Below are 11,214 nucleotides of genomic sequence, written 5' to 3'. Positions count from 1 at the left end.
ATGGCAGCATTTAAACACGGAGCAAGCACGAGCGAGGCCCCCACATCGATACTCGCCCCGGCCACCGCGGCCGCCGGCATTCCGGTCTTCTTCGGCACGGCCCCGGTCAACCAATCCACATCGGCAACTGCTCCGGTCAATGTCCCGATGCTCTGCTACAAGTGGGAGGAGGCTGTCGCGGCCATCGGTTACAGCGACGCCTGGGATGATTATACGCTCTGCGAAGCGATGGACTCCCATTTCGGAAAATACCAGCTGGCCCCTGCAGTGTTCGTGAACGTTCTGGATCCGTCCACGCATAAGACCGCAGTAGCCGACGCCGTTCTGTCGCTTTCGAGCGGCGCGGCAACGATCGAGGCTGAGGGTGTTCTGCTGAGTACGGTCGTCGTGAAATCGGAAGACAAGGCGACCACCTTCCAAACGCCGCGGGATTATACCATCGGCTTTAACGGCAGCGGCCAGGTACTCCTCACCGTCAAGAATGGCGGGACGATCCCGGTGGCTGCGACCAAGCTGAGCGTGAGCTATTCGAAGCTGAACCCGGCGGCCGTCACGGCTGCGGAAATCATCGGCGGCGTGGATTCCACCACCGGCAAATCGAAGGGGCTGGAGCTGCTTCAGCAGGTATTCCCCCGTTTTGGTATCGTGCCGGGACTGGTTTTGGCTCCGGGCTTCTCTGTGGATCCGACAGTGGCAGCTGTCATGGTCGCCAAGGCGGGCAACATCAATGGGCATTTTAAGGCCCTTGCTGTGACCGATATTCCAACGGATATCATCACGAAGTACACGGACGCGCCGTCATGGAAACGGGATAACAACTATACCTCGGAGCGTCAGATCGCGTGCTATCCGAAGGTGAAGCTGGGGGACAAACAGTATCACCTCTCGACGCAGCTTGCAGGCGTCATTGGGGCGACGGACACGGCCAATAACGATGTTCCCTATGTCTCTCCATCCAATAAAGCGCTGAAAGCCGTTGGAGCCGTCCTGGAGGATGGCACGGAGCTTTACCTTGGTCCGGATCAGGCAGCGTATCTGAACAGCCAGGGCATCGTTACAGCACTGAATTTCATGGACGGATGGAAGAGCTGGGGCAATCAAACCGGAGCGTATCCGGGCTCGACGGACCCCAAAAATGCGTTTATCGCTATCCGCCGCATGTTTGACTGGGTGTCAAATACGATCATCCTGACGTACTGGCAAAAGGTCGACAGCCCGGGGAATAACCGGCTGATCGAAACGGTGACCGATTCCCTGAATATTTGGCTCAACGGCCTGACGTCCGCCGGCTACCTGCTGGGAGGCAGGGTCGAATTCCAGGCATCGGAGAACCCAGTTACGGACCTGATGAACGGCACCTACAAATTCCACGTCTACCTGACGCCTCCGGGTCCGGCACAGGAGATTAATTTCGTCCTTGAATATGATCCGCAGTACCTGCAGAGTCTCTTTGCAGCGTAGAGAGGGAGATAGCCATGAACAACGTACCCGAGAAGCTGATCAGCTACTCTGTTTACCACAACGGCAATGATTTTCTGGGAACTGCGGATGTGCAGCTGCCAAGCCTTGAGGCCATGACTGACACCGTAAGCGGCGCGGGGATCGCCGGGGAGGTTGACAGCCCGACGATCGGACACTACAGCTCCATGACGCTGGGCCTGAACTGGCGGACCATCACCAAAAACAACCTGTCTCTCGCGGCCCCGGTGGCTCATGCTCTTGACTTCCGCGGCTCGATGCAGGTGTACGATCCGGCGTCAGGGCAGCATAAGCCGGTTCCCGTGAAGGTTTCCGTGCGGGCTATGCCCAAGAAGACGGACTTGGGCAAAGGGGCGGTCGGCGCCACCATGGACACGGCAAACGAGTTTGAAGTGGTGTACATCAAGGTGCTGCTTGACGGAAAAACGATGGTGGAGATCGATAAATACAACTATATCTGCATCATCGACGGAATCGATTACCTCAAAAAAATCAAAGAACAGCTCGGCATGTAGAAAGGAGCATTACCCATGAATCCCTTAGAAAAAGCGGCAGAGCAAACGGCAGAAGAGCAGGTGAAAGAAGAGCTGCAGGCGAGCGTACAGACGTTCACACTGAGCAAGCCCTATTTGTTCGACGGGGAGAGCCATACGGAGATCAAGCTGAACTTCGATGCCTTGACCGGCGAGGATCTGATTGCCTGCGAAAGGCAGCTGAACGTGCTCTACCCAGGTACTACAATTCCGATGAAGGAGATTTCCAAGCAGTACCTAGCTGTAGTGGCGGCGAAGGCAGCGGGCGTACCGGTTGAATTTATGCAAAAGCTCCCGGCCAAGGACTTCAGCAAAGTGACCATTCGGGTGCAGAATTTTTTGCTGGTATAGGACTGGCTGGCGAGGAACGGGGGAGGCTGCTGCGCAAAGCGGCGCTCTCCCTGTCCATAAGTACGAATACGTCGGTCCCGTACTGGCTCGGCCAGCCTGTAGCTGAGATGTGGGAATGGATTACGGACACCAACGAGATCATGAAACGGAGGTGATTTAGGGTGTCAAAAGAGTATGACATAGCGTTTAAGCTGGGGGCGGAGCTCGAGAGCTCCTTTTCCAGCGCCTTCGGCAAGGTGCAGAGCACCATCGAGCGGATCAGTATGGTGGCTGGCGCAGGGCTTGCCGTATTCGAGACCTTCAGCGCTTCGAACGAGTACATCAAGGGCATGAATCAGATTCAGGCAGCCACGGGCGCGTCCCAGGAGCAAATGGCCGAAATGAGCGAGGTAGCTGAAGGGCTGTATACCCAAAACATGGGCGAAGATTGGAACGATGTGGCCAAGGCCGTGTCGGCCGTTAGTTCCGTCACCAAGTTGCACGGCGAAGAGCTCGAGGAAACCACGAAAAACGCCATGCTGCTGCGGGACACCTTTGAATACGACATTGCAGAGTCAGTCAAAGCATCCGATACGATGATGAAAAACTTCGGGATCACAAGCTCGGAGGCTTATAACCTGCTTGCCCAAGGGGCGCAGCAGGGGCTCGACAAGTCCGGGGAGCTGCTGGACTCCGCCAACGAGTACACGCCTTACTTTAAAACCCTCGGCTTCACGGCAAACGAGATGTTTGACACCTTCAGCGCCGGGCTTGATGCCGGCGCGTTCAATTTGGACAAAGTGGGCGATGCGGTCAAGGAATTCAACATCCGGGTCAAGGACGGCAACAAAGGCACGGCCGACGCCTTCAAGGCTCTCGGCATGGATGCCGAGAAGATGTCCCAGACGTTTGCCGCCGGCGGACCGCGGGCGAAGAAAGCCTTCAATGAGGTTGTGCAGGCAGTCTCCAAGATTGAGGACCCGGTGAAGAAGAATCAGATCGGTGTGGCGCTGATGGGGACGCAGTTTGAGGACCTCGAGGCGGCCGTCGTCGCTGCTATGGGCACCGCGGAAAGCAAATTCGACTCCACCAAGAAGACCATGGACGAGATCGCCAAGGTGAAGCACAACTCCCCGGGGGAAGCCTTCGAGATGATCGGTCGCCAGCTCGAGGTCGGGCTGCTCATCCCCCTGGGTCAGCTGGCCCTGCCGGTGCTCAACGAATTCAGCTGGGCACTGGGTAACATAACGCCTATCGTCTCCGAACTCGTATACGCCTTCCAGAACGGCTTTGATGGCGAAACGGTCGGGATATTCCAGACGATGTTCGAAAGCTTCGGAATGGGCGCTCAGGAGGCCGAGAGCGCGGCGAACGTGGTAGTCGAAACATTGAGCGGACTTCGAGCTGCAGTGATTGAGCTCGGCGGCGATGCCTCGGCGGGATTTAACCAGTTTCTTTCGGCCGGGCAAGAGACATACGCGTTCATCGTGGAAAACTGGTCGACCCTCGAGCCCCTGCTCGTCGGCGTCGCGGGCGCATTCGCGGCGTACCAGGTTGCAGCCGGCATTATGTACCTCTGGAGCAACGCGGCCGCCATCGGTGCAGCGACGACAGGGGCCTTTGGCGCGGCCATGGCCTTCCTGACATCGCCTATTTTCCTCATCGCAGTGGCGATTGGGGCCGTGATCGCAGCCGGCTATGCGCTATACAAGAACTGGGATACGGTCAAGGCCAAGGCAGGGGAGCTGCGGGACGGCATCCATGATGCGCTCGGAGGGCTGGGAGAATGGTTTGGGGGACTGTGGGATGCAGGCAAGGCCAGCTTTTTCGGATTTATTAATTCAGTCTCTTCCCGGATCAACGGGCTGATCCGAGGCTTGAACTCGGTGCAAGTGGATATTCCGGAGGGCGTACCAATCGTCGGCGGAACAAAGTTTGGTCTCAGCATCCCCGAAATCCCCATGGCCGGGTACGCTGAGGGCGGCATTATCGATCAACCGCATATGGCCATGGTCGGCGAGGGCGGCGACAAGGAGGTCATCGTCCCGATCAACAACTCCAAGCGGTCTATGGCCCTCTGGCAAACCGCCGGGAACATGCTGGGTGCCAATACCGGCGGCGGGGGCGGCCCAGCTGGGGGCATTGTGGTCCACTTCTCCCCTCAAATCACCCTCCCGGCGGGCGGAGAGAACGTGAGGGAGCAGGTAAGAAGTGGCCTTAACGAATCGTATGACGACTTGGTTAAGCGGCTGCAGGCGCTGCAGCTGCAGGTGAGGAGGACGAGTTATGACTGAGTATGTGACCATCCAAGGCGACATGTGGGACTCGATTGCCTATAAAGCACTCGGATCCGAAACGTACATGCCTCATCTCATGAAAGCCAACCCCGATCACGCCCGGATAGCGGTATTTTCCGCGGGCGTTGTGCTGCAGCTGCCCGTCGTGCCTACAGGGCAAGCGGCCACCTCCCTGCCGCCCTGGAAGAGGGTGAGCCTGTGAAGGCGAGGCGCGCCGAGCTCGTTGTCGTGTATGAGGATGTGGATGTGTCCTCCTCAATCGCCGAGTACCTGACGAGCTTTTCGTACAGCGACGCTGGCAGCGGTACGCTGGATGATCTGCAGCTGACGCTTGAGGACCGGCACCAGTTGTGGCAAGGGGACTGGATGGGGAAAAAGGGGGACACGATCACCGCGGCGATCCGTACGGTGAACTGGAATAAGGCGGGGGAAGCGCAGCTTCTCATCTGCGGCACATTTGAAGTGGACGGGATGTCCTCTTCCGGCCCTCCGGATGTGCTGAATATCAAAGCCGTCTCTATCCCGTTTGATTCCAATGTACGGTTTGAGAAGAAAACCCGTGCATGGGAGAAAGTGAAGCTGTCCACGCTGGCCAAGGACATTGCAAAAAATGCAGGTTATAAACTCGTGTTTGAGCTTACAGATGATCCGGAGTATGACCGGGTCGATCAGACCGATCAGAGTGACCTGGCCTTTCTGCTCGAGAGGGCCAAGAACGAGGGCGTCGGCATGAAAGTGACGGACGGTCAGATCGTGCTGTTTGATGAGCTCGTGTACGAGCAGCAGGGGCCGGTGGCTGAGATTGCACGCGGGGCCGGCAGAGTCCTTTCGTACTCCTTCGAGGATAACATGGCCGATGCGTCCTATGTGGCTTGCCAAGTAGCCTACCAGGAGCCGAGGAGCAAGAAGACGGTCACGCACACCTATCGCCCACCAGGGGCGCCCACCAAGGGGCCTGTGCTCAAAATTAACGAGCGCTTTGCATCCATCAAGGAGGCAGACCGGATCGGGCGCAAACGTCTGCGCGAGAAGAACAAAAACGCGGTCAAGGCCAGCCTGAAGCTGCCCGGCGACGTGCGGCTGGTGACGACCGCGACGGTCACTCTGGCCGGCTGGAAGAACTTTGACGGGAAGTACATTATCGAGTCATCCAAGCACGATGTGGGGGGCAGCGGCTACACGACGAGCCTTGAGCTCAGGAAGGTGCTGGAGGGATACTAATGTTTGGATCAAGACAGAACGGCGGCCTCTATCCGGTCCGCCTGGGCGAGGTCTCCTCGGTTTACCCGGAACGGGGGACCGTCAGGGTTCGGTTTGCGGATAAAGACGATACCGTATCGCCGGAGTTGCCCCTGATCGGCTGGATGCCGGGCGATCCAATGCCGGCCAATGGCGCGCAGGTCCTTTGCCTGTACCTGGAGACAGGCGACGGCTTCTGCCTCGGGCGGACAGATGGAGGTGCCGGATGATTGGAGCCTTTGGGGATGTCGTTTTTTTCGCCACACTGGAGACGCAGCGGACTTTTACGGATTTTTCGCGGAAGAGCTCGGCCAGATGGGCCAAGCACGATGTGCTTCTCCGCAAGCCCCTTGGGCAGTTTACCGGTCCGGAGCTCGACCAAGTATCGTTTAAAATGCGCTTTGATGTGCGCTACGGGGTGAACCCCCGGGCGGAGATGGAGCGCCTTTTGGTCATGCAGCGTGACGGCCGGGTGGCCGACCTTACGATCGGAGGAAAGTCCCTCGGCATGGGCCAGTGGGTCATCACATCGCTGGATCAAAGCTGGGATGAGATCGACAACGAGGGCATCGTGCTTGTCGGCACGGCCTCGATTTCACTTGAAGAGTATATCGAAGAGGGGGGATAGGACTTGGAGTATACGCTGAACCTGCAGGAGCGGACGCAGGGGGTCATTTTCGGGGCAACAGGGCTGCAATCGATCCGGCAGAACCTGCTTACGCTGCTCACGACCATGCAAGGGACAGTGCCGCTGGATCGAGGGTTTGGCCTTGACCCCCAAACGATAGACGAACCCCTCCCGGTTGCTCAGGCCCGGTATACGGCTAAAATTCTGCGTTTAATCCGCAAATATGAGCCGAGGGTAACCGTGAAGGAGATTTCGTTTCTCACGGATAATGCATCCGGCATCCTGGTGCCCGTTATACGTTATGAAACCGAGGTGACATCATGAGCGGCACCCTTTTTGATCTACCAGACATCCAATTCACGGACCCCAATGTGCTTGAAACGGCGAACGACTTGATCACGAGCTTCGAAGCGATATCAGACACCAAGCTGTATCCGGCCGATCCGGTACGGCTTTTTTTCTTGAGCATCGCCAAGAGGCTCGTGGTCCAAGAAGCGATGATCGACACGAGCGCCAAGGCTAATCTGCTGCGTTATGCGAGAAAGGATTTCCTGGACCATCTCGGTGCGTTTTCGGAGACCACACGCCTGGAGGCCACGGCAGCCGTGACGACGATGAGGTTCAACGTCTCCCAAGCCCAGGCAAGCGCCATTCCCATTCCGTCCGGGACACGGACGGTTCCGGAGGCAAAAAGCGGGCTTTACTTCGAGGTCGTATCTCCAGGTTCGGTGCCCGCGGGGGCGACCCATACGGATCTGCTGTGCCGGTGCGCGCTGCCCGGTGAGGCAGGCAATGGCTATCTACCAGGACAGATTAACCGGCTGGTCGACCCCATCCCTTACATCTCCTCAGTAAGCAATGTGACGGAGAGCAGCGGAGGGGCGGACCGGGAAACGGACGATATGTACAGGGAGCGGATCCACGAGGCGCCCGAGTCCTTTTCCGTGGCCGGTCCGGATGGCGCTTATAAGTATTGGGCCAAATCAGCCAGCCCCCAAATCATTGACGTGGCCGTGCACACGCCGTCGCCCGGGGTCGTAAACATCGTTCCCCTGCTTGCCGGCGGGGAGTCGCCGAGCCAGGAACTGCTGGACGCCGTGCTCGCCAAATGCAGCGACAAGAAGGTGCGTCCCCTGACCGATAACGTCACAGCATCGGCGCCTACCGATGTAGAGTACAGTGTCTCTTACACGTACTGGATTGAGAGCAGCAGGGCATCGGAGGAGGCGGCCATCCGGCAGGCTGTGGAGGCGGCCAGCGAAGGCTACACCACTTGGCAGAAATCCAAACTCGGACGCGATATCAACCCTTCGGAGTTGATCCGCAGGGCGATGGCAGCCGGCGCTTACCGGGTGGACATCACTGCGCCTGTCTTTCAGGCGCTGGCCAAGACAGAGAAGGCCGCATTGACCGCAGTGAACGTGGTTTATGGGGGGCTGATGGATGATTGAGTTCAAGGACCTCCGGATGATCGACCTGGTTCCACCGAATTTGCGAAACGACCCCAAAATCGCAGCTGCAGCTGAATCCCTTGACGCAAAGTTCCAACGGCTGGACGAAAAGATCGATCGCCTGCCGTTGTACAGCCGCATGGATTCCCTGACCGAGGAGGAAGCCAACGAGCTGGCATGGCAGTTTCATGTGGACTTCTACGACCCGGCTCTGCCAATCGAGAAGCGCCGGGAGCTCGTCAAAAACAGCATCGCCTGGCATCGGCGCAAGGGTACACCATCGGCCGTCGAGGAAGTCGTCAGCGCGGTGTTCGTGGATGCAGAGGTACTGGAGTGGTTCCAGTACGGCGGGGACCCGTACCGGTTCAAAGTGGTGGTCAGGGACGTATTGGATGCTGATAAGTACGCCAAAATCGTGCAGGCGATCAATTCTGTTAAGAATACGCGCAGCTGGCTCGACAATCTGGATGTGCAGCGTGACTTCCCGGGGGAGATGTATCTTGGGTTCGTAACAGCCAGGAATAAAGAAACAACAATCCTGCCCAAAAGGTAGGGGATTGGAGGGAGCATATGGCCGGATATGGCGGCAGCATCCTAACCAATGGGGGCCTGATTTTGCAGGGTAAGGTGCAGGCAGGCGCCCCATTGGTATTTACAAAGATTGAAATCGGTGACGGCACCCCGGCCGCCGGTGTCCAATACAAGGACCTTACGTCCCTGGTGAACAGGGTAAAAATCCTTCCCATCACACTGATCAAACCAAACGGTCCAGGCGAGGCGCTGGTCCGCACAATTTTGACTAGTGAAGGCGTAACGGCTGGGTTTTATGCCCGGGAGATCGGCTTATATGCGAAGGACCCTGCAAACGGAACAGAGGTCCTTTATTGTTATGCTAATGCCGGCGACAAGGCCGATTATATTCCGCCTTCAAGCGGGACAGATCTGGTGAGCGAGGTCATAAATGTTGTTACTTTAGTTGGCTCCGCATCGAATGTTTCAGCCACCATTGATGGATCACTCGTCTATGCTACGGCAGCCCAGCATAATTCATTGCAGAATCAAGTGATCGTTTTGGATAGCCTTACACCAAAAAGAACAACGGCAAACATGACCCTATACGTTTCGACCACCGGCAACGACGCAAACGACGGCCTGACAAGTGGCACGGCCCTCCGGACGATCGCGGCAGCGGTGGCAAAGATTCCGCAAATAGTTCTCCATTCCGTTATAATCTACATTGCAAACGGGAGCTATTTGGAAAACGTGGTGATATGGGCCAAGCATGGCAATGGCACCATTAGCCTTATTGGCAATGCCACGTCCCCGGCTTCCGTGACCTTTAGTTACCTGGAGTTGAATAGCTGCACGGCGAATGTCGCAATTCAAGGGATACAACTGAATAATTCAACTGGCAAGGGTTGTTGCTTCCTGAACTACAACTCGGTTTCCGACATGAACAAATGCCGGCTGATTGGCAACAACCGTTCATACAACGGATTCAACGGGGACCGTGCAAGCCAAATCATAAGCGAATCCTATATTTCCGGAATGCAGGACGCTATAGCGGCTCGGTGGAATTCTAACGTGCATTTGGTTGAAGTTTCAGGGGCGGATAATTACTTCGGAATTACGGCGACACATAACGCTAAAGTCGGAATACATGGATCGGCCATCCCGGCCGTGAATCAATTTAATGCCGAATGGGGCGGGAGCATTGATTGGGGCAACTTGACGGTGACCCGAAGTGATATGACGTTTTATGTAAATCCGGCGACCGGCGATGATGCCAATGACGGCACGTCCGGCTCGCCCCTTAAAACGATCATGGCGGCCGTCAGAAGGATTCCGCAAATAGTCAATCATAGAGTTGTCATCGTATTGGTGCAAGGTTCTTATGCTGCGGAAGAAGTTGTGTTTAGTGGGTTTTACGGGCGAGGGCAATTGGAATTGTTGGGTTCCGACACGGCAGCCAATAGCGTAAATTTCGTGATTGGTGGCGTGAACGTTATTAAATGCGGAATTTACGTATATGTCAGAGGAGTAAAGGCGGACCGGATCAACTGGCCAGGGTTCTATGTCAACACATGCTCAGACGTATTCATTGATATGTGCAAATGCACGACGGCGACATTTGGGACGACCAATCATGAGGGCGTTCGGTTTGTTCGGGCAAACGGGTCCGTTGGGGTCGGTGAGTTTTCCAACAGGGGGTCTGGAATCCTGGCCAATTCTGGATCTATCGTGTTTAGCAATGGAAACACCGGGACAGGTAACGGCAATGGGTTGTCGTCCGCCGAGGGCTCTACCATCGGCAAATACCAATCCCAGCCCGGCGGGGTTACGGCCGAAAATGCTTATGCAGGTGGGGTGATTCGATGATTGCCATTGTATATAGAAAAATTGACGGGTATGTGCTCGACGTAGTCAAAGACGTAACATCGGTTGCAGACGGCAACGTAATAGGACAGGACCATCAGCTGAAGGGGATTGACATGCAGGCCGCGGGCGTCATCGTCGTCGATGATGCTGTGGAAGTGAAGGCTGGTAATAGGGTTGATCCCACCAAGCTTGACGATCTTAGCGAACAGCTCCCTAAATCCGCCGAGCAGCTCCGGGATCAGCGTCTCGCTGACCTCGAAAAGGGACTCGCTGATTACTTTGCAAATGGAGGTGCGTGATATGCCCATGGAGGACTACAAGATCCGTATCATAGGTAATGCCTGCATCACAAGGTTCAATGACATGGAGGCAGCGGACCTGAAGACCATCATGGATACCAGGTACAGTGCCCTCCAGGCGGAAGATCGAGAAGCGGTACGAAAGCACGTCGCTTCCTCAAGGTCGGATATCCCATATGAAAAAATCGAGGAGCCCTCCGCTTAAGCGGACCGGCTCCTTTTATATATCCCCATCACACCAAAAGAAAAGAGGATGACACTGTGAGCAGAAATCTGTTGTACTCATCAAATTTCAAGTCCAACGTCGTAAAGGTTCAAACTCCGGGCACCCGAGTGCAGCTGCCGGATATCCCCTGCAAAGAGATCACCATCATTGCCCTTCGAAGCAATACGGGCTCTATTTTTGTAGGAGACAGCACGGTCAGCTCGACCGTCTTCGGCGCTGAGTTCTTACAAAGGGACGGGCTCACCTTTGTGGTAAACAATGCAAGCGAGTTTTATATCGACGCCTCCGTGGCCGGCGAAGGCGTGTCGTTTACCACAGGCTAAGCCCAGTAAAGCAGAAAGGGGGCTGCTGTC

15 protein-coding genes are annotated in these 11,214 nt (G+C 56.3%); all 15 read left to right on the top strand.

All coding sequences use genetic code 11. The features are described 5' to 3' along the window. The 15 genes from O9H32_RS11615 (at position 1) to O9H32_RS11545 (ending at position 11,184) form a co-directional block, all read left to right on the top strand. Entirely contained in the window at positions 1 to 1,461 is a 1,461-nt protein-coding gene (locus O9H32_RS11615; RefSeq protein ID WP_269866259.1) for a phage tail sheath family protein, read from the top strand. 14 nt (positions 1,462 to 1,475) lie between these two features. After that, a complete protein-coding gene (locus O9H32_RS11610) occupies positions 1,476 to 1,994 on the top strand; it encodes a phage major tail tube protein (protein WP_269866258.1) in 519 nt (172 codons plus the stop codon). Positions 1,995 to 2,009: 15 nt separating this feature from the next. Then, positions 2,010 to 2,363 (top strand): phage tail assembly protein, encoded by a 354-nt coding sequence (locus tag O9H32_RS11605; protein WP_269866257.1) that lies wholly within the window; start codon positions 2,010 to 2,012, stop codon positions 2,361 to 2,363. A gap of 161 nt (positions 2,364 to 2,524) precedes the next feature. After that, positions 2,525 to 4,636 (top strand): phage tail tape measure protein, encoded by a 2,112-nt coding sequence (locus O9H32_RS11600; protein ID WP_269866256.1) that lies wholly within the window; start codon positions 2,525 to 2,527, stop codon positions 4,634 to 4,636. Next, positions 4,629 to 4,841: a tail protein X gene (locus tag O9H32_RS11595; RefSeq protein ID WP_269866255.1), complete on the top strand. Its 213-nt coding sequence runs from the start codon at positions 4,629 to 4,631 to the stop codon at positions 4,839 to 4,841. Before O9H32_RS11600 ends, O9H32_RS11595 begins: the two co-directional genes overlap by 8 nt. Continuing rightward, positions 4,838 to 5,860: a phage late control D family protein gene (locus tag O9H32_RS11590; RefSeq protein WP_269866254.1), complete on the top strand. Its 1,023-nt coding sequence runs from the start codon at positions 4,838 to 4,840 to the stop codon at positions 5,858 to 5,860. The genes O9H32_RS11595 and O9H32_RS11590 overlap by 4 nt, the downstream gene beginning before the upstream one ends. Next, on the top strand, positions 5,860 to 6,108 hold the full coding sequence (locus O9H32_RS11585) for a hypothetical protein (RefSeq protein WP_269866253.1): 249 nt from the start codon (positions 5,860 to 5,862) through the stop codon (positions 6,106 to 6,108). The genes O9H32_RS11590 and O9H32_RS11585 overlap by 1 nt, the downstream gene beginning before the upstream one ends. Further along, positions 6,105 to 6,506, top strand: a complete 402-nt coding sequence (locus O9H32_RS11580; RefSeq protein WP_269866252.1) for a phage tail protein — start codon at positions 6,105 to 6,107, stop codon at positions 6,504 to 6,506. Before O9H32_RS11585 ends, O9H32_RS11580 begins: the two co-directional genes overlap by 4 nt. Before the next feature lie 3 nt (positions 6,507 to 6,509). Next, the gene (locus tag O9H32_RS11575; RefSeq protein WP_269866251.1) at positions 6,510 to 6,830 is read left to right on the top strand and encodes a GPW/gp25 family protein; all 321 of its coding nucleotides are present in this window, start codon (positions 6,510 to 6,512) and stop codon (positions 6,828 to 6,830) included. Next, positions 6,827 to 7,957 (top strand): baseplate assembly protein, encoded by a 1,131-nt coding sequence (locus O9H32_RS11570; RefSeq protein WP_269866250.1) that lies wholly within the window; start codon positions 6,827 to 6,829, stop codon positions 7,955 to 7,957. Before O9H32_RS11575 ends, O9H32_RS11570 begins: the two co-directional genes overlap by 4 nt. Beyond that, the gene (locus O9H32_RS11565; RefSeq protein ID WP_269866249.1) at positions 7,950 to 8,510 is read left to right on the top strand and encodes a phage tail protein I; all 561 of its coding nucleotides are present in this window, start codon (positions 7,950 to 7,952) and stop codon (positions 8,508 to 8,510) included. The genes O9H32_RS11570 and O9H32_RS11565 overlap by 8 nt, the downstream gene beginning before the upstream one ends. A gap of 17 nt (positions 8,511 to 8,527) precedes the next feature. After that, positions 8,528 to 10,336, top strand: a complete 1,809-nt coding sequence (locus tag O9H32_RS11560; protein WP_269866248.1) for a phage tail-collar fiber domain-containing protein — start codon at positions 8,528 to 8,530, stop codon at positions 10,334 to 10,336. Next, complete coding sequence (locus O9H32_RS11555; protein WP_269866247.1) at positions 10,333 to 10,635, top strand: hypothetical protein; 303 nt, start codon at positions 10,333 to 10,335, stop codon at positions 10,633 to 10,635. The genes O9H32_RS11560 and O9H32_RS11555 overlap by 4 nt, the downstream gene beginning before the upstream one ends. Before the next feature lies 1 nt (position 10,636). Beyond that, the gene (locus O9H32_RS11550; RefSeq protein ID WP_269866246.1) at positions 10,637 to 10,840 is read left to right on the top strand and encodes a hypothetical protein; all 204 of its coding nucleotides are present in this window, start codon (positions 10,637 to 10,639) and stop codon (positions 10,838 to 10,840) included. A 56-nt stretch (positions 10,841 to 10,896) separates the two neighbouring features. Beyond that, positions 10,897 to 11,184: a hypothetical protein gene (locus tag O9H32_RS11545; protein ID WP_269866245.1), complete on the top strand. Its 288-nt coding sequence runs from the start codon at positions 10,897 to 10,899 to the stop codon at positions 11,182 to 11,184. Positions 11,185 to 11,214: the final 30 nt, after the last annotated feature.

The organism is Paenibacillus caseinilyticus (assembly GCF_027533645.1).
Taxonomy (GTDB): Bacteria; Bacillota; Bacilli; order Paenibacillales; family NBRC-103111; genus Paenibacillus_G; species Paenibacillus_G caseinilyticus.
Note: the sequence above shows the minus strand (reverse complement) of the source record. Positions and strands in the feature narration are given on the sequence as shown.

What these genes read in the sequence shown, in the direction of transcription:
- O9H32_RS11615 (WP_269866259.1), top strand. Translation starts at nt 1, where the DNA reads ATGGCAGCATTTAAACACGGAGCAAGCACGAGCGAGGCCCCCACATCG.
- O9H32_RS11610 (WP_269866258.1), top strand. Translation starts at nt 1,476, where the DNA reads ATGAACAACGTACCCGAGAAGCTGATCAGCTACTCTGTTTACCACAAC.
- O9H32_RS11605 (WP_269866257.1), top strand. Translation starts at nt 2,010, where the DNA reads ATGAATCCCTTAGAAAAAGCGGCAGAGCAAACGGCAGAAGAGCAGGTG.
- O9H32_RS11595 (WP_269866255.1), top strand. Translation starts at nt 4,629, where the DNA reads ATGACTGAGTATGTGACCATCCAAGGCGACATGTGGGACTCGATTGCC.
- O9H32_RS11585 (WP_269866253.1), top strand. Translation starts at nt 5,860, where the DNA reads ATGTTTGGATCAAGACAGAACGGCGGCCTCTATCCGGTCCGCCTGGGC.
- O9H32_RS11580 (WP_269866252.1), top strand. Translation starts at nt 6,105, where the DNA reads ATGATTGGAGCCTTTGGGGATGTCGTTTTTTTCGCCACACTGGAGACG.
- O9H32_RS11570 (WP_269866250.1), top strand. Translation starts at nt 6,827, where the DNA reads ATGAGCGGCACCCTTTTTGATCTACCAGACATCCAATTCACGGACCCC.
- O9H32_RS11565 (WP_269866249.1), top strand. Translation starts at nt 7,950, where the DNA reads ATGATTGAGTTCAAGGACCTCCGGATGATCGACCTGGTTCCACCGAAT.
- O9H32_RS11560 (WP_269866248.1), top strand. Translation starts at nt 8,528, where the DNA reads ATGGCCGGATATGGCGGCAGCATCCTAACCAATGGGGGCCTGATTTTG.
- O9H32_RS11555 (WP_269866247.1), top strand. Translation starts at nt 10,333, where the DNA reads ATGATTGCCATTGTATATAGAAAAATTGACGGGTATGTGCTCGACGTA.
- O9H32_RS11550 (WP_269866246.1), top strand. Translation starts at nt 10,637, where the DNA reads ATGCCCATGGAGGACTACAAGATCCGTATCATAGGTAATGCCTGCATC.